This is a genomic window from Sorangium sp. So ce204, assembly GCF_051526795.1.
Lineage (GTDB): Bacteria > Myxococcota_A > Polyangia > Polyangiales > Polyangiaceae > Sorangium > Sorangium cellulosum_B.
The window spans coordinates 7,649,593-7,666,017 of sequence record NZ_CP150317.1 but is presented as its reverse complement, the minus strand read 5'-3'; the positions used below and the strand labels follow the sequence as shown (position 1 = coordinate 7,666,017).

12 protein-coding genes are annotated in these 16,425 nt (G+C 72.8%); 4 read left to right on the top strand and 8 right to left on the bottom strand.

Features of this window, described 5'->3' with window-relative positions:
* Positions 1-17: 17 nt before the first annotated feature.
* Both WMF22_RS28495 and WMF22_RS28490 read right to left on the bottom strand, forming a co-directional pair.
* On the bottom strand, positions 18-2,531 hold the full coding sequence (locus tag WMF22_RS28495; protein ID WP_438037293.1) for a kelch repeat-containing protein: 2,514 nt from the start codon (positions 2,529-2,531) through the stop codon (positions 18-20).
* The gene (locus WMF22_RS28490) at positions 2,531-3,229 is read right to left on the bottom strand and encodes a Kelch repeat-containing protein (protein ID WP_438031815.1); all 699 of its coding nucleotides are present in this window, start codon (positions 3,227-3,229) and stop codon (positions 2,531-2,533) included. Before WMF22_RS28490 ends, WMF22_RS28495 begins: the two co-directional genes overlap by 1 nt.
* Before the next feature lie 202 nt (positions 3,230-3,431).
* On the opposite strand from WMF22_RS28490, the gene WMF22_RS28485 reads away from it, so the two are divergent.
* On the top strand, positions 3,432-3,998 hold the full coding sequence (locus tag WMF22_RS28485; protein ID WP_437293147.1) for a hypothetical protein: 567 nt from the start codon (positions 3,432-3,434) through the stop codon (positions 3,996-3,998).
* 265 nt (positions 3,999-4,263) lie between these two features.
* Here the strand turns inward: WMF22_RS28485 and WMF22_RS28480 are convergent, their stop codons facing one another.
* Entirely contained in the window at positions 4,264-4,617 is a 354-nt protein-coding gene (locus WMF22_RS28480) for a BON domain-containing protein (protein ID WP_437301624.1), read from the bottom strand.
* 147 nt (positions 4,618-4,764) lie between these two features.
* Between WMF22_RS28480 and WMF22_RS28475 the strand changes: the two genes are divergently transcribed.
* Entirely contained in the window at positions 4,765-5,865 is a 1,101-nt protein-coding gene (locus WMF22_RS28475; RefSeq protein ID WP_438037349.1) for a hypothetical protein, read from the top strand.
* An 885-nt stretch (positions 5,866-6,750) separates the two neighbouring features.
* Positions 6,751-8,073: a DUF5690 family protein gene (locus WMF22_RS28470; RefSeq protein ID WP_437293146.1), complete on the top strand. Its 1,323-nt coding sequence runs from the start codon at positions 6,751-6,753 to the stop codon at positions 8,071-8,073.
* 93 nt (positions 8,074-8,166) lie between these two features.
* Here WMF22_RS28470 and WMF22_RS28465 read toward each other — a convergent pair whose 3' ends face one another.
* Together WMF22_RS28465 and WMF22_RS28460 are read right to left on the bottom strand one after the other, a co-directional pair.
* Positions 8,167-9,654, bottom strand: a complete 1,488-nt coding sequence (locus tag WMF22_RS28465; RefSeq protein WP_437293145.1) for a hypothetical protein — start codon at positions 9,652-9,654, stop codon at positions 8,167-8,169.
* A gap of 335 nt (positions 9,655-9,989) precedes the next feature.
* Entirely contained in the window at positions 9,990-10,502 is a 513-nt protein-coding gene (locus WMF22_RS28460; RefSeq protein ID WP_437293144.1) for a hotdog fold domain-containing protein, read from the bottom strand.
* A gap of 322 nt (positions 10,503-10,824) precedes the next feature.
* Here WMF22_RS28460 and WMF22_RS28455 point away from each other — a divergent pair, with 322 nt between their 5' ends.
* On the top strand, positions 10,825-12,234 hold the full coding sequence (locus WMF22_RS28455) for an RNA polymerase sigma factor (protein WP_437293143.1): 1,410 nt from the start codon (positions 10,825-10,827) through the stop codon (positions 12,232-12,234).
* 40 nt (positions 12,235-12,274) lie between these two features.
* Here WMF22_RS28455 and WMF22_RS28450 read toward each other — a convergent pair whose 3' ends face one another.
* Genes WMF22_RS28450 through WMF22_RS28440 form a run of 3 tightly spaced genes read right to left on the bottom strand, consistent with a single transcriptional unit; the run spans position 12,275 to position 16,256 of the window.
* On the bottom strand, positions 12,275-14,536 hold the full coding sequence (locus WMF22_RS28450) for a hypothetical protein (protein WP_437293142.1): 2,262 nt from the start codon (positions 14,534-14,536) through the stop codon (positions 12,275-12,277).
* Positions 14,533-15,945 (bottom strand): hypothetical protein, encoded by a 1,413-nt coding sequence (locus WMF22_RS28445; protein WP_438031814.1) that lies wholly within the window; start codon positions 15,943-15,945, stop codon positions 14,533-14,535. The genes WMF22_RS28450 and WMF22_RS28445 overlap by 4 nt, the downstream gene beginning before the upstream one ends.
* Positions 15,942-16,256 carry a hypothetical protein gene (locus WMF22_RS28440; protein WP_012237857.1) on the bottom strand — a complete coding sequence of 105 codons (315 nt, stop codon included), beginning with the start codon at positions 16,254-16,256 and terminating at the stop codon, positions 15,942-15,944. Before WMF22_RS28440 ends, WMF22_RS28445 begins: the two co-directional genes overlap by 4 nt.
* Positions 16,257-16,425: the final 169 nt, after the last annotated feature.

The window sequence follows — 16,425 nt, the reverse complement described above, 5'->3', positions numbered from 1 at the left end:
CACGTGCTCTCGAGAGCTCAGGCGGCGCGGCGGGGCCTTGCGAGGCGCCGGCGCAGCCGCGTGGCGGCGAGCGCCCCGAGGGCGAGCAGCCAGGCCGGTGCGTCCTGAGGGCCGTTCGCCGTGCGGAAGGCGCAGCCTCCTGCTGCGCTCGGGAGCTCACCGCCGCCGCTGCTCTGCGTGCCCGTCGCGCCGGCGCCGGTGGTCGTGGAGTCATCGCCGCCCGCGCTGGTCGTGGTGGATGTGGCGCCTCCTTGATGGCTGGTGTCACCGCCTTGGCCGCCTGTGGCTGTGCCGCCAGCGCCACCCTCGCCGCCAGCGCCCCCGTCGCCGCCGCCGTGGCCGCCTGCACCGCCGCTGCCGCTCACGGCCCCGCCGCCTTCGCCCGTGGTGCCGCCGCCGGCGCCGTCGCTGCCGCCCCCCGCGCCAGCGCTCTCGCTCCCGCCTCCGCCCGGCACGCAGGCGCCGCTCTGGCACATCCCGGGCGACGCCGGCTGCGCTGCGACATAGAGCCACGCATTGTCGAGACGTTGATGCCCCGAACTGCCGCCGGCGATCAGGATACGGCCGTCGTGGAGCCGCTCCATCACGGCGCTCTGAGCCCTCACGTCCAGCGCCGGCGCGAGCGTCCAGGTGTCGCTCGCTGGGTCGTAGATCTCGGCCGTGAAGGCACCGTCTTTGGCTCTGGAGGGGGACGGGAGGCCCGTCACCAGGACCCTGCCATCGGGGAGGAGCGCTGCGCGGGGGGAGTCCCGTGGCTCGACCATCTCTCCGGTCGGGGTCCACGTGTCGCTCGCCGGATCGTAGATCTCGGCCGTCTTCATGTTGGCTCCGGTGTTTCCTACTCGTCCCCCGATGACGAGCACCCGGCCGTCCAGAAGCAGCGTTGCCGCGTGGCGGCGGCGCCTCCACTGCATCGAGGCGACGCTTGTCCACGTGTCGGTCGCCGCGTCGTAGATCTCCGCGCTCACCTCCAGGGATTGCCTGTCTCCGCCCGTGACGAGGACCCTGCCGTCCTGCAGCAAGGTCGCCGCGGCGTTGCTTCGCGGAACGTTCATGGGCGCTGCCAGGGTCCACGTGTCGGTGGCGGAGTCGTAGATCTCGACCTTTTCTCCGCCGCCGTCGACGTTGCCGTCGCCGCTGGCGACGAGCACCCGGCCGTCCGCGAGCGGCGTGACCGTCGCGTCGGCCATAGAGCGCGACACGATGGTGGGCGCGGCCGGCGTCCACACGCCCGTCGCAGGGTCGAATCGCACCGTCTGCGAGGGGCGCCGGAGCGGGCCATCGGCGATCCCCAGGGCCGTCCCGTCCGGAAGCGATACCAGCCTCGTCGGGCGCCTCGGCGCGTTCAGCTTCTCGGGGGGCTGCCACGAGCCCGTGCTCGGGTCATAGCGGAGCCAGACATCGCCCGCACGCGGCGGATTCCCTGTCTCGCCGAACCCGATCATGAGGAGCGTCCCATCCTGGAGCAGCGTGGCCGCAGGCAGGTTGAGGAGGACGCCCATCCGCCCCGTCGCCTGCCAGCTCTCGGCGGAGCCCGGGAAATCGCAGAGCGCACCGTCCGGCTTCGCGGACGCGGGCGCCGCACACCCCGCCGCGGGGTCGCACACCGGCGCTTCATGGCAGTCATCGACGGGCAGGCACACCGCGAGGCTCGACCCCACGCAGGCCCCGCCCACGCAAGCGCTCGCCGCGGAGCACACGTCGCCGTCGCTGCACGGCGTCCCGTCCGGCGCGGCCGCGCCGTCGACGCACGCGCCCGCCTCGCAAACACCCCCGACGACGCACGCGTCCGTGTCGTCGCAGGCGACGCCCGTGAGGGGGGTGCAGACGCCGTCCTGCGATGCGCCCGAGGCCGCCGCGCAGGCGTCGCAGGGGCCGGCGCAGGCCGCCTCGCAGCAGACCGAGTCCACGCAGAAGCCGCTCCCGCAGTCGCTGTCGGCGTCGCAGGTCTCGCCGAGCGGCGAGCGCTCGCGGAAGAGCACGGCAGACGCCGTGGCGGTCGCGGCGTCGACGTAGCCGCCGGCGATCAGCACGCTGCCGTCGTTGAGCCGCGTCGAGGAATGGTAGGCGCGCGCCATGGTCACGGGCGGCGCGAGGTCGAGGCTCGACCAGGAGAGGGTCGCCTCATCGAAGAGCGCCTGGGTCGCATAGAAAGGAACGACGGACGCTGTCGAGCCCGCGGGCCTGCAGGGCTCCGCGCCTCCGGTCAACAGCACCTTTCCGCTCGGGAGCAGCGAGGTGCGCATCCCCTGGATACCCGAGGAGTCCTGCCCGCACGGGCTCGATGCCGGAGCATACGGTCCCGGGGTCGGCTCCCAGCGGTCGTCCTGCGGCAGGTAGAGCTGCGAGAAGGCGTGAATCTCCGGGGCCGGGCCGGCGGGGAGGGTGCCTCCGACGATCAGGACCCCGCCGCCCGGGAGCGTCGTCGCGCCGGGATACGCAAGCTCGGTCGTCGGCTTCACGGCGCCCAGCTCCCAGGTCCAGAGCTGGGTCTCCAGGTCATAGAGGCTGCAGCCGCTTCCGGCCACCATCACGCGGCCGTCCTGGGAAGCAGGGTCGCGCTCACAGGCTGGGGCCTGTAAGGCAGCCTCACCCACCGGTCCACGGCGTCGCAGTGCGGAAGGTCCGTCCAGCCGCGCGACTCCGGGTCGTAGATGGCTGCGTTCTGGTAATAGTGCAGCACGAACTGGCCATCGAACTCGTCGTAGACGTCTTGCCAGGCCAGCCCGACGAGCACCGGCCTGCCGCCGGCGAGCATCATCGAGGGCGCGGGGTGCGCTATCGACAGCGGCCCTGCAGGCGTCCAGGTGTCGCTCATCGGGTCGTAGATCTCGGCCGAAGACAGGGAGGTTCCCTGCGCCTGTGCGTTCATCATCCTGCCGCCGGCCACGAGGACATGGCCGTCTGGCAGCAGGATGGCCGCGTGTCCGCTGCGGGCCTGGAGGAGCGGCGCCGCGGGCGACCATGTCCCGGTCGCCGGGTCGTAGATCTCGACTGCGTTGAGGCTCATCGCCTCTCTCGTCGTGTAGGGCGGTCCGTCCAGCTCCGGGTATCCACCCGCGACGAGCACCCTGCCGTCCTGGAGCACCGTGGCTGTGTGCTCGCCCCGCGGGGTGATCATCGGCGACACGCTCTCCCAGGACGGCGCGCTGGCCGCCGACGCGACGCCCGCGCAAAGTGTCACGAACCCGCAGGCAGCGGCGCTCCCCAGCCTTCCGATCGATCTCATGTCCCGATGACCTCCGCGGCCTTCTGTTGCTCGCGGTGGCGCGAAGATTCAGGGCGTGGAGGACGCGCTCCGCACGCTGCCCGATGTGCCGTCGATACAGCAGCAATCGGCTCACCCTGGCGCAGTCTCATCGTCTCGCGCTCGGAAATCCACGATTTGTGCTGGCACATCAGGCTGGCACATCCGTTGCTGAAGGGGCGGCATGAAGACCTTTGTCCGATGGCTCATTCCCCTCGCGCTCCTTCCTGTGTTCGCCTGCTCCGACGCGGTCGAGCAGCCTTCCGGCGGAGGTTCGGGGGGCGGCACGCCCGACGAGCCCCAGTCCTCCAGCGTATCGAGCGGCGCTGGCGACACGCCCGAGGAGACCACGTCGTCCAGCGCCTCGACCGGTGGCGACGCCCCCGTCGCGTGTGATTTCTCAGGAGGGGGCGCGCCGCCGGGGGCGCGCTGCGCGAACGAGGGCGAGCTTTGCGACTACGCCTGCTCCCCCTGCAGCGTCACCTGCACCGACGGCGTGTGGGTCGAGCACTGCACCGCATGTCCCGATACGGCGCCCGAGAACGAAACGGACTGCAGTTCCTACTACGGCGTGGGGCCGTGCAGCTACAAGCGCGAGTGTGGCACAGTGAGTGCCACTTGCGACGGACCGACCGGGTTGTGGGTGGTCAGCTGCGGTGACGAGAGCGACGGGAGTGGCGGGGGCAACGAAGGCGGTGGGGGCAATGCAGGCGGCGGCGGCGAGGACACCCACGGCGGCTGCGGCGGATAGAACGACAAACGGGTTGAAACCCCGAGAAAAGCAGGAATTTCACAGGGAGACGGGGAGGCGGGGAGCGAGAGACGGCAAGAGGGAGAAATTCATTTTCTTTCTTCCTCCCCGCCTCCTCGCCTCCCTGTGAAAATTCTCCGGGTTTCAACATGATCGCTGTTCTAGGCGTGGCCGCGGCGGCTCCCGCCGCCACGTGTGCCGCGCGCTCGGCCTGCGATCGACCGCCGCACGGCGGCCCGCCCGCCTCGGCCCTTCGCGCCGGCGCTCAGGAGGCGTTCCGGCGCGACTCGTTGTTCTTCGTCTCCGGGGGTGACGTCGCGCCGATGGAGGTCGCGGAGCCCGCCGTGACGCCGCTCGTGCTCGCGGCCGCGCGCTCGCTCGACGACGACCCCGCGCTCGTCCTCGCCTCGCCCTGCTGCTGCTCGCGGTAGAGCCGGATCTCGTTCCGCACGTCGACCACGCCCGAGATCCGCTCGGCGAGCGCCTCCAGCTGGTGCTTCACGCGACGCTCGCGGACGGTCCCGGAGAGGATGACCTCGCCGCTCTGCACCTTCACCTCGACGTCGCTCGCGTCGAGGTCCGGCTGATCGGAGATCTGATCGCAGATGTCCTCGCGGATCCGCTCGTCCGAGCGCTTGTACCCCTTGGGCGGGCGACCACGCGAGCCGCCGGGCCCGCCGCCCTGTCGAACGGTCTGGAGGAAGCTGCGGCCGCCTGAGGCCTGTCCGCCGGATCCCTGTCCGCCGTAGGGCCGAGGGGAAGGGCCTTGATCGCCGTCGAAGGACGACTCGTGGCCTTCGTACCCGCGTTGCTGTCCTGGCCGCTCGTTCCAGCCGCGCTCGTCGTCGGCCCACTGCCGGAGGCCGCCGCGGGCTCCGTATCCTTCGTGCTGGACTCCGCCCAGGCCTCCCTGGCGACCGAAGCCGCCCTGGCCGCCACCAGATCCACCCTGGCCACCGAATCCACCCTGGCCTCCGAGGCCGCCCTCACCGCCCTGGCCGCCGCCGAAGTGGCCCTGTCCGCCGAAGCCGCCCTGGCCAACCTGTCCGCCGAAGCCGCCCTGGCCACCGAAATAGCCCTGACCGGCGCCATAACCGCCCTGGCCGCCGCCGAAGCCACCCTGTCCGCCGAAGTGCCCCTGTCCGCCGAAGCCACCCTGTTCGCCCAAGCGGCCCTGTCCGCCGAAGCGGCCCTGTCTGCCCTCATCGCCATAGGCGCCCTGGCCACCGGCGAATCCGCCCTGGCCGCGGCCGGATCCCTCTCCGCCGTGGCCGCCGAAGCGGCCCTGTCCACCGAAGCCGCCCTGGCCGCCACCGAAGCCGCCCTGGCCGCCGCCGAATCCGCCCTGGCCGCCGCCGTGACCGCCTTGGCCGCCGCCGAAGCCGCCTTGGCCGCCGTAGCCGCCCTGGCCGCCGCCGAAGTGACCTTGGCCGCCGTGACCGCCCTGGCCGCCACCGAAGCCGCCCTGGCCGCCGCCGAAGCCGCCTTGGCCGCCGCCGTGGCCGCGCCTGGCGTCAAGATCGTCGCGACCTCCTCGCTGGAAGTCATCACGCTGGCCGCCCCAGTCCTCACGCCGGGCGTCCTCGCGCTGCCCCCAGGCGCGATCCTGTCGGACCTCCCAGCCGCGTTCCCCGCCCTGGCCGCGCCAGCTCGGGTCGCCCTCGCCGTCGCGCTCGCCCTCGTGGCCGCGTCCGACAGACTCTCGCTGATCGGGGCGACCGCGGAGATCATCGTGACCTCCGCGGGAATGGCGCCGATCGTCTCGCTGGAGGACTTGCTCGTAGTTGCCACGATGCCCGTAACTAGCATCCCCGCTCGCTCCGCGCTCGCCACGATATCGCTCATCGCCCCGCTGACCCGGGGTTGACCCAAACCGCTCGTCGTCGCGCCCCGGCGCATCGTTATGTTCCTCGTCGATCCATCCCTGACGATTCGGCATGACTCCTCCGCCTTTCTTGCGAGGAGAGCGACACGGCAGCGAAACTGGGCCGCTCCTCTCCGGTGATCCAGCCGACGCTCGGTCTACATTCGGGCGACGCACGAGCGTGCGGGAGGACAGCCGTATCGGGCCGCCGGTCGTGCGTGCCTGTCCGGCGCCGCGTGGGCTGAAGATCCAGGGCCCCGACGCCCCGGCGCGATCCGTCATCGCACATCGCAAGGGGTGTTCCAGGACGGCGAGGGCGGTATTTCGCTCCGTTTTCAGGGAGATTTCGCCCCGTCAGGCCCGCTGCGAGGCGCGATGCGCCCCATGCCGGAGCGACCAAATCGTCTCACAGAGACGTTGTGCCACAGTGACGACATCATGACTTAGGGCTTCCCCTGAGGGTGACCCGGGAGCCGACGGACGGGCTCACATGACTTTCCGGGCCGCGCGCCGGCGTCGCTCGCCGATGTGTCGACTTCAGGCCATCCGATCTCGACCATCACTGCGCGGATGAGCCCGCTTCATCGATCGCCGATGAGCTTCCTCGAACGCCGCACGCCCGCGGGCGCCCCATGAGGGGCGCGAGAGACGAAGAGCGAGGACCGGAGCGACGAGGGGCGAGCCGCGACACGAGCCGGGAGAAGAATGAGCAGGGCGGAAGGCGAAAAATGCGACCATCGCGGCATACCGGCCGGACGCTCTGCAGGCCACGGCGAGATCCGCGGTTCGCGTGTTCGTGTGCGGGCGGCAGTCCGGCCCGCTCCTCACCGAAAAACCATGCGCGCGCCGCGCGGCCGCGATTACCCTCGCGCCTTCCTCGGAGCTCCCATGCCGGCCCAGCAGCGAAGCGTGACGAAATGGCTCGAGCGAGCCCCTGCGCCGGTGTTCACGGCCTTCGCCGTGATCGCCGCGTTCTCGACCTACTTCTGCATGTACGCCTTCCGCAAGCCGTTCGCGGTGGGCTCCTACAAGGGGATGGTCGCGCTGCCGCTGCTGCCCGCGCTCGATCTGAAGAGCCTCTACATCATCGCCCAGGTGCTCGGGTACTGCGCCTCCAAGTTCCTTGGCATCAAGATCGTCTCCGAGATGCCGCCCGAGCGGCGCGCGCTCGCCATCCTCGCGTGCATCGGGGTGAGCGAGGTCGCGCTCGTCCTGTTCGCGCTCGCGCCTGCGCCGTACGCCGCCGTCTTCCTCGCGCTGAACGGCCTGCCCCTCGGCATGGTCTGGGGGCTCGTCTTCGGCTTCCTCGAGGGGCGCCGCGTGAGCGATCTGCTCGGCGCGGGCCTCTGCGCCAGCTTCATCGTCGCGAGCGGCTTCGTAAAGACCGTTGGCAAAGTCACGCTCGGCTGGGGGGTCCCGGAGGTGTGGATGCCCGCGGTGACGGGGGCCCTCTTCTTCCCGCCGCTGCTCCTCTCGGTGTGGATGCTCGCGCAGATCCCGCCGCCCTCGGTGGACGACGAGGCGCTCCGGACCCGGCGCGCGCCCATGGACCGCGCCGCGCGGCGCGCGTTCGTCCTCGCGAACGCGGGCGGGCTCGCGACCCTCGTCCTCGGCTACGTCGTCCTCACCGCTTACCGCGATTTCCGGGACAACTTCGCCCGCGAGATCTGGGACGCCCTCGGCTACACCGACCAGCCGGCCATCCTGACGACGGCCGAGATCCCCGTGGCGATCGGCGCGCTCCTCTCGGTCGCGGTGATGATCGGCATCCGCAACAACCGCGCGGCGCTCGCCGCGATCCACGGCGTCATGGTCGCCGGGGCGGCGCTCGCGGGGCTGAGCACCGCGCTCTACCAGGCGGGCGTCATCGGCCCCGTCGCCTGGATGATCAGCGTCGGGCTCGGGCTCTACGTGGGGTACGTCCCGTACAACTGCGTCCTCTTCGACCGGCTCATCGCGGCCGTGGGCTCGGTGGCGACGGCGGGATTCCTGATCACCGCGGCCGACGCCTTCGGCTACCTCGGGAGCGTGGCGCTCCTGCTCTACAAGAGCTTTGGCCAGGCGAAGCGCTCGTGGCTCGAGTTCTTCCTCGGCTTCAGCTACGCGACAGCGCTCGTCTGCGGGGCCCTGTTCACCGCGTCCGCGGCGTACTTCTGGCTGCGCACCCGCGGCCCGTCCGCCGCCGCGCGGCCGGCGGCGCTCGACGCCTGACGCGCCGCGCGCCACGCGCCACGCGCCACCAACTACCGGCCGCGCGCGCGAGCCATGGGGGGCGCGTGGCGCCGGCGAGGTGGCGGGAAGGGCTCAGTTGATCGGCGGGATCTCGGTCTTGCAGCCGACCTGGAGCTGGACCTGCCCGCCCGCCTGGAAGTGGGTGCACGTCGCGGGGCACATCACGATCTTCGTCGGCGTGCCGCCGGTCGCGGGGTCGACGTCGTAGTACCAGCCGCCGGCGGTCGCGTCGCAGCGCGCCTCGGTGGCCACGTAGAAGATGGTCGACGGGTCGGCGCCCTCCGGCGGCGTGTGCTGGACGTTGAGCGTGCCGTAATCGAGCGTCTGCCCGGCGGACGGCGCCGGGACCTGGTACTCGCACGCGAGGCTCGTCCCGCGGATCTCGCTGAGCGCGTCGAGGAACGCCTGCGTCACGTCGGAGCTCGTGTCGATGAAGTAGGCCGACGTCGTCCCGCCGCCCTCGGCGATGCGGTTCATCGTGGCCTGGGCGCCGTCGTCGTCCCTGCCGAAGACGCCGATGACGAAGGTCGAGATGCTCGGCGAGCCGCCCAGCCCCTCGGCCGCGATCTCCGCGATGCCGTCGGCGGACGTGGGGTTGCACTCGGTGGGCATCCCGTCGGTGGCGAGCACGGTGACGACCCTGTGGGTCGGGTTCGCCTGGGCGTGGGCCCGGGCCTGGGCGATCGCGCCGGACAGGGCGCCGGCGGTGGGCGTGCCTCCGTCGGGAAACGTCCGGTCGATCGACCCGATGAGCTCGTCGGCCCAGGCGGCGTCGAGCGGCGCGATCGAGACGGCGGGCGTCGCGTAGTCCTCGGTGACGCACGAGTACGGATGCGCGCAGGAGCTCCGGGTCACCTTGTTGCACGTGCCCGCGCGGTTGGGACAGCGCTCGCCGATGTCGCCGCAGACGATGTTGCTGTTCTGGGAGCATACGCCGATGTCGATGCACGCGTCGTCGTCCGGGCAGTCCGCGTCGGTGACGCAGACCTGGATGCCCGTGCGGGCGTCGAACGAGCTGCGACAGGCCCGGAGCGCGCACGGCCCGCTGACGCCGCACTCCTCGTGGGTCCTGCAGCTCATGGGCTGGCCGGCGTTCAGCAGAGGGAAGTACTGGAGCCCGACGCCGAGCCCCTCCGACTTGGGGTCGGTGAAGAAGGCCTCGAGCGCGTCGGTCACGGCGGTCCACTTGGTGCCGCCCGTCGCGAGCCGATCTCTCATCGACCCCGACGAGTCGAGCATGATGTAGAGGTCGAGCGGCACGAGCTCCGCCGTCTTCGTCTCCCCGGCGCACGACGCCTCGCCGCCGGCGCCCTCGCCGGCGCCGCTGCTTGGCCCGGTGGTGATCTCTCCAGGCCCGTCGGTGCCAACTCCGGTGCTCGTCGCTCCGCCTGTTCCCGGGCCGTTCCCCGTGCCATTCCCCGGGCCTGTCCCCGAGCTGGCCCCGGCGCCCGCTCCGCCGGCTCCGCCGGCGGAGACCGAGCCGTCGGCCCCCCCGCACGCCGCGAAGATCACGCTGATCCCCGTCGCGGCGAGCGCCACCATCGCTGACCGGTTCCTCATGAGAAGAATCGAAACACCCTGGAAGCGCTTTGTCGAGCGTGTTGACTCGAACCCTCTGTCCGCGCTCTGGCGCGGTGTGGGGCGGGGTGAGACGCTTCAGGGGAGGTCAGGCGACAGCTGAGCTCCCCGTGTGCTCGCGGGCACAGGATTGCTCCGAAGCACAGGATTGCTCCGGCCGGCAAGGTGCTTTGGAGCACACGTCTGCTCCGGAGCTTAGGGCTCCGCCGCAGCGCAGCGTGCTTTGGAGTACAGGGGGGCTCCGGCGCGTGGCGCTTTGCCGGACTGCGGGGGTCGGGAGCGCCGGGGGGCTCGGTAAGGGCGGCGCGGCGCCGAGCTCAGGGGTGCTTCTTCGGACCGACGAGGCTGCGGAGGACGGCGCGGGCGACCTCGGCCCCCGTCGCGTCGCGCAGGCTCACCGGGATATCGTACTCCCTGCGCTCGCTGGTCTCCGGGAGAGGGCACTCGCAGACGGCGCGGATCGTCCCGCGGGCCTTCTTCACGTACTCGATCGAGAGGCCCGCGACGATGAACCGGGCGTCGTCGGGCAGCGCGTAGGACAGCGCCGTGTTGCCGGTGAGCTCGGCGAGGTTGACGAGCGCGACGGCGTGCACCGAGCGGAGGTGGTTGCGCAGCCCCGGCCGGTCGCGCATCGACACCTCCGCGCGCCCCCGCTCGAGGACCTCGACCTCGGCGCGGATCGTCCCCGTGTACGGGGCCATCGCGCCGATGAGCCGGCTGAACAGGCGCTTGCCCCCCGGCAGGGGGCTCAGCTTGTCCCAGACGTCGCGGATGGTGTTGCGGCGCGAGCTCGCCGCGATCGATGCGAGAGAGAAGTCGGTGAGCTTCATGCGCTGGATCCGCGGAGCGGGGGCGCAGCCTGCCTCGAGTCGCGCGCGGGCGCACCCGGAATCCCCGGCGAGCCGGGGCGTCCCGGCGCCTCCTCGCGCCGCAACCTGGGTGCGGTACGACCCATTCGCTGCATGAATTATTCTACAGAATGCTATTCTATAATCGGATGGATCCGGAGCGCCATTGCGCCCCGTTCTCGCGAGGATTCTGCGGGATTTCCGGCCTCCTGGCGCCCGTGAGCAGCCGTCCGGCCCCCCGTCCGTCGCGCGCGGCCTGCTTCGGGCGGCAATCTCCCGTCCGTGCCCGGAACTGGACTTGTGTATGACAAGACCTCGACGTCCGGGCCAAGGCGGCCCACCTGAAAAAGAGCGCGCTTTCGAGCTTCTCTTTCGTGAGCAAACCTCCGCGCTCGTAGGGCGCTGGCTGACGGGGCTGGGGGTCCCGCTGCGTGATCGCAAGGACCTCGCGCAGGAGGTCCTGTTCGCGGCGTACCTCAGCTTCGACAGATACAACCCCGAGATCTCCCGGCCCGAGCGCTGGCTGAACAGGATCACGGTCCACACGGCCTCGCACTACCTGCAGCGGGCCCAGCACCGCTACGAAGAGCTCGTGCCCGACGACGAGCTCCCTCCCCTCATCGACCCCGCCAAGACCTCGGAAGAGCTGCTGATCTCGGATCAGGAGCGGCTCGTCGTGCTGGAGCTCATGCAGAAGCTCGACGCCGATGCGCACTGGATCCTGGTCGGGCACGATCTCCACTGCACCTCGATGGCGGATCTCGCGCAGCAGCGCGGCATCCCGCTGTCCACCGCGTACAAGTGGCGCGCGCGCGCCATGCGCCTGTTCCACGACATCCTGCTGAAGCGCCGGCGCGAGGACCGGAAGAGGGAGGGCTCTCGCCTCGTGCTGCCCCTGGATCTGGCGGCGATCCTCGCCACCGCGCGGATCTCGCCGCGCGTGCCCGACGACGTCCGGATCTCGATCCTCCGCGGCGTGCAGGAGTCGGTGGGGGCGCTCAAGGCGGGCAGCGCCGGGAACGCCGCCGGGGGCGTCGGCCAGGCGCTGAGCGACGCCGCGACGTGGCTCAAGGGCCTCGTGAAGCTCGTCCAGCTGCCGACCCTGAGCGTGGCCGCGCCCGTCGCGGCCACGGCGGCGGCGGCCACGGGGGCGGCCTGGCTCGCGCTCCAGGCCCCGGAGCCGCCGCCTCCGCAGGAGGTGAGGCACGTCGCGCCCGCGCTCGTCGCCGCCATGCCGCCGCGCCGGCCCGCCGAGCCGGCGGCGCCGCGCGTCGAGCCGCCGTCGCCGCCGGCGGCCCCGGCGCCCGTCGCCGCCATGCCGCCGCGGCGGAGCCCCCCGGCCCAGCGGCGCGCGCGCGTGCCGCCGCCTGACCGGGGGGAGCGCGCGCCGGCGCCGGTCGCCGCCGAGACGATCGAGAAGCTCAAGATCGAGATCGACGGGCCCGGCAGCAATCACGACATCGCCCTGTTCGACGCGGTCACCAAGGCGCTGCAGGCGCGCGATCCGGACCGGGCGATCGCGGCGCTCCAGCGCTACGAGCGCGAGATGCCGAACACCCTCTTCGCGTCGGAGCGCAAGGTGCTCTGGATCCGGGCGTTCGTGATCGCGAGGCGTTACCCGGAGGCGCGCGCCCTGCTCGAGGAGGCGCGGCTCGATACAGCGATCCAGCGGCAGGCGATCGAGGAGCTGGACACGATATTGAACCCCCGGTGAGCGGGCGGCCGGGCCGCCGCGCGCCCCGCGCCGCGGCGGCTCAGTCGCCGGCGTAGGTGCCGAAGCTCGCCCGGCCGCTCGTGGAGACCTGCGGGGCGGCCTGGCCCACCTGCACGACCGCGGACACGAACGCGGCGGGCTTGAGCCCCTCGTCGGGCCCGGCCTCGTTGGTGATGTACTCCAGCCCGAGCCCCGCCAGGAAGCCGAACGACGTGGTGTTGCCGCCCGAGCCGAGGATGGGGATCGTCGGGGCGACGCCGACGTAGCCGAGGAGGCCGACCCGCCCCTCGCCGAGCGTCTGCACGAAGCCGCCGAGCTGCGCCGCGATCGGGAAGGCCCGGCGCTCCACCGGGTCGTAGCGGTCGATCGCGAGCGCGACGCCGACGGCGCTGAGCACGCTGCGCGTGACGAGGGGCTTCTCCACCCACGGCGCGCGGGTGACCTGCAGCGTCGCCAGCATCGCCGGGACGGTGAGGTACGCGCGGAAGCAGGTCCCCGCGGCCTCGAGCGTCTGGAAGTTGTCCTCGCCGCACAGCGGGACCGAGTGGATCGCCACCGATCCCACGAGGCGCCGGGCGCGCTCCGGCTCGCCGGGCTCGCTCGAGCGCAGCGAGCTCGCGACGCGGCCCGCGTCGGAGACGAGCACCACCTTGCCCTGCGGGCTCAGCGGATCGCTGTAGACGGCCAGCCGGAGCCGCGCGTCCCCGTCGAAGTCCTCGGCGAGCGGCGGGAGCGGGAACTCAGCGCTGCTCGGCGTGACGATCCACGTGCCGTTCTGGAGGAGCTCGATCGGCGTGCCGCTCCGCATCTGATCGGTGCGCGTCAGCGAGACGTGGAGCGCGAGCGGCGCCACGAGCCGGTGCTTGGCCTGGCCCGTCAGCCGGATCCGGCAGTTGCCCAGCCGGAGCGGCGCCGGCGAGATGACGACCGCGCCGTGCGCGAGCGGCTGCGGCCCGGGGCGCGATGGATCGACGTCGGGCGCCCGGCGAGGAGGCGGCAGCCCGGCCGGCGGCTGGGCCTTCGCCGGAGGCGGGGCCTGCTTCGCCGCGCCGGCCTGCGCCGTCGGACCGGCCTGCGCCGCCGTCGGAGGCCGCTGGCCAGCGCCTGCGCCGCCCTGGAGCTGTCCATTCGCGCGCGCAGGTCCCCGGCCCGCCGGCGGGGCAGGGGACGCCCCACGCGGCCCGGGCGGACGGGCGCTCCCGGGCGGCGGGAGGCTCCCGGCGTCGGCGCGGGGCGCGATCGGCGTGGGGCCGCAGTCGACCTTCAGGTCGTCGGCGAGCGGATCGGGGAAGAGGAGCCGCGCGGGGTTCGACTCGACGAGGTTCTCGAGCGGCGGGACGGTGACCCGGTACGTCGCGTTGACGACGTTGGCCGCCGCGGGCGCGTGGAGGTTGAAGGCGGTGACCCGGAGCCAGCCGCCGCCCGGGAAGACGCGGAGGACCTTGCCATCGGGGCGCCCGCAGCCGCCCGAGGCGACCTCGAGGACCGGCACGGTGAACGTGCGCTGGAACGGCTGCACACGGGCGTTGCCGCAGCTGTCGACGATGGCGAGGTAGTGGAAATCGGCCATCTCCGACTGCTTCGGCCACTGCATGCCCAGCGTGAGCTCGCCCGCGTCGGCCGGCGGCGGCTCGGGCCGGCCGTCGCGGCAGACGTCCACGCGATCGGGCGATAGCGGTGACAGCGGCGCCGGCGCGGCGGGCGCGCCCACGGGAGACCGCGGGGCGTCGGCGACCGGGCGGTAGGCGCAGACGTGCCGGTACGAGCGGCGGCCGAGCAGCACCGGGTCGAAATCGAGCAGGCGCTGGCCGTCCTCGGTGAGCCGCCCCCACACCGTGAGCGGCAGGGGAAGCGTCGGGGTCTGGAGCTTGATCGAGCGCAGCATCTGGTCGCCGATCGGGCTCTGCCCGGGATCGCCGGTCTGCGCGGCGCAGCCGCCGCCGCTGCACAGCCAGCGGCCGCCGCGGCGCGCGGCCTCGATCGGGACCGGATCGGTGTCGCGGACGCTCATCCAGACGCGGCGCGCGTCCGGGAAGATCTCGGGCCCGCCGGCCGACGACGCGGCGCTGGCCGTGCCCGCCGGCGCGCGCACGACCTGCAGGCTGCCGCCGAAGTCGGCGGGGACGGCCATCGGCCCCGCGTCGGTCGGGCGCCTCAGGGTGGTGGCCGGCTCCGGCGTCTCCTCTCCGGTCTCCCCGGTGTCCGTCTCGGGATCGTCCTGCGCCGGCGCGGTGGCGGGCGCGGCGATCGCGAGCGCGAGCGCCACGGCCGACAGGAACGTGGCGGATCTGCGTGCGCTCACGGCGAGCCTCCCCCTCCGGCGCCCGGCTCGGGCTCCGGCTCAGTCTCCGTTTCGGTGTCCTCTTCGGCGTCCTCTTCCGGCTTTTGCTCCGGCGTGACGGTGACGGGCTCGGACGAGCACTCGGGGCTCGCGAGCAGGCGGGGCGTCACACGGAGCGTCGTCGTCCCCGGCGCGACAGCGACGCCCTGGATGATCGTCGCCTCGCTGTCCTCGCCGCGCAGGGTCACCGACGCCCCGCCGAGCGCGATCACCTGGTCGTCGCCGACGGTGAGGTCGACGGGGACGGCGATGCGCACGCGCTCGGCGTTGTAGGCGCTCACCTCGAAGAGATCGCCGGGCGTCCCCGCGGCGACGACGCTCCGGAGGGCGCGCACGCGGAGCAGGCGCGGCTCGGGGTCGACGGTGAGCGAGGGGATCGGGTCGAGCGCCTTCTGCCCCGAGCTCACGGCGATCTTCACCTCGCCGCCGAGGTCGCTGAAGCACAGGATGAAGGGCGGGCTCTCCCCGGTCGCGCCGAGCAGCACGCGCAGGCGCGAGGTCCGCTCGAGGCAATCGGGGGTGAGCGAGAGGGCGGCCTCGCTGTGCAGCGACTCGATGATCACGGGCGCGTGCTCGACGACGCCCGGCGCGTTCAGGGGAGGCGACGCGCGGACGCGCGCCTCGCGCGCCCGGATCGCGCCCGGTCGCCAGGTGGCGCCGAGATCGTCCGGAAGGGGGCCGATCGTGCACATGAGGGGGACGTAGGTCGCGAGCACCCGGTCGCTGTCGCCGAGGCCCCCCGCGATGAGCGCGAAGTTGGCGGCGTCCTCCGGCAAGCCCGCGGGGAGGATCGTGATCGGGAGCTCCTCGGTGCGGTCGGCCCACGAGACGACGAGCCGCGCCTCGCCGGACCAGTCGCCCTCCGAGGCGGCCGTGAAGCGGGCGTAGCCCTGGGTTCCGGCGGTGCAGCGGAACGCGCCGTCCTTCACGCCGCACGAGGCCCCGGCTTCCTGGTCGCGTTCCACGGGGTGCAGCGCGAGCGCCTCGCTCGGGACGGCGCGGACCTCGACGTAGCCGCCGTACGCCGGCTCGTTCGCCTCGGTGAGCTTGAGCGAGACCGCGGTCCGCCAGGGGCTCTGGCGGGGCAGCACCGGCTTGCCCGCCTCGTCGAGCGTGTCGGCGGCGAACAGCGGCCCGGCGACGTCGGCGCGGAGCTCGACCTGCCCGCTCCCGGCGAGGGGATAGCCGCGCTCGATGCAGGCCGGGGCGAGCGAGGCGAGGAGGAGCGCGCCGGCGGCCGCCGCGAGGAGCGGCGCGCCCGGCAGGCGTGGGCGGCGCAGGCCGCGCGGGCGAGCTTTCGCGTGGAGCGCGCGTGGAGCGCGAGGTGCGCGCGGGCAGGAGCGGGGCACGGCCGGCCGGGGCGCGCTCACTTCTGGTAGATCTCGGTGTACTCGGTCCCGAGCGGGTGGCGGTGCCAGGCGTAGGCGCTCTGCGGGAACCCGCTCTCGTCGGTGTAGTCGCAAGGGCCGAGCTCCCACTCGGTGTGCCAGACGCTCGCGCCCGTCGCGGGGTCGACGGACATCCCGTGGGCTGTGACGTCGCTCTCCGGCTCGGCGGGGTCGTGCACGACGCGCGTGGCCTCGTCGAGGTAACGCTCGAGGACCGCGACCGGGATGCGCGCCACGCGCTTGCCGGGCATCGGGATGAGGAACACGTCGCTCTTGTCAACGGTGCTGGTCATGGAGCTCTCTCCTGGAACGCGGGGCGCCGTCGGGAGGCCGCCGAGCGCCGGTTTCCGGCCCGCGCGCCGCGCTGGAGCGGACCTGGGGAGCTGGAGCTGGCGCGCGGCGCTGTCCGTTCACGCTCGCCCGAGAATACCCGCTTCGGACAGCGCGCGGGAGCGCTTCGCG

Coding starts and splice junctions, on each gene's coding strand:
- WMF22_RS28495 (WP_438037293.1), bottom strand. CDS start 2,531: ATGGTGGCCGGAAGCGGCTGCAGCCTCTATGACCTGGAGACCCAGCTC.
- WMF22_RS28490 (WP_438031815.1), bottom strand. CDS start 3,229: ATGAGATCGATCGGAAGGCTGGGGAGCGCCGCTGCCTGCGGGTTCGTG.
- WMF22_RS28485 (WP_437293147.1), top strand. CDS start 3,432: ATGAAGACCTTTGTCCGATGGCTCATTCCCCTCGCGCTCCTTCCTGTG.
- WMF22_RS28470 (WP_437293146.1), top strand. CDS start 6,751: ATGCCGGCCCAGCAGCGAAGCGTGACGAAATGGCTCGAGCGAGCCCCT.
- WMF22_RS28465 (WP_437293145.1), bottom strand. CDS start 9,654: ATGAGGAACCGGTCAGCGATGGTGGCGCTCGCCGCGACGGGGATCAGC.
- WMF22_RS28460 (WP_437293144.1), bottom strand. CDS start 10,502: ATGAAGCTCACCGACTTCTCTCTCGCATCGATCGCGGCGAGCTCGCGC.
- WMF22_RS28455 (WP_437293143.1), top strand. CDS start 10,825: ATGACAAGACCTCGACGTCCGGGCCAAGGCGGCCCACCTGAAAAAGAG.
- WMF22_RS28440 (WP_012237857.1), bottom strand. CDS start 16,256: ATGACCAGCACCGTTGACAAGAGCGACGTGTTCCTCATCCCGATGCCC.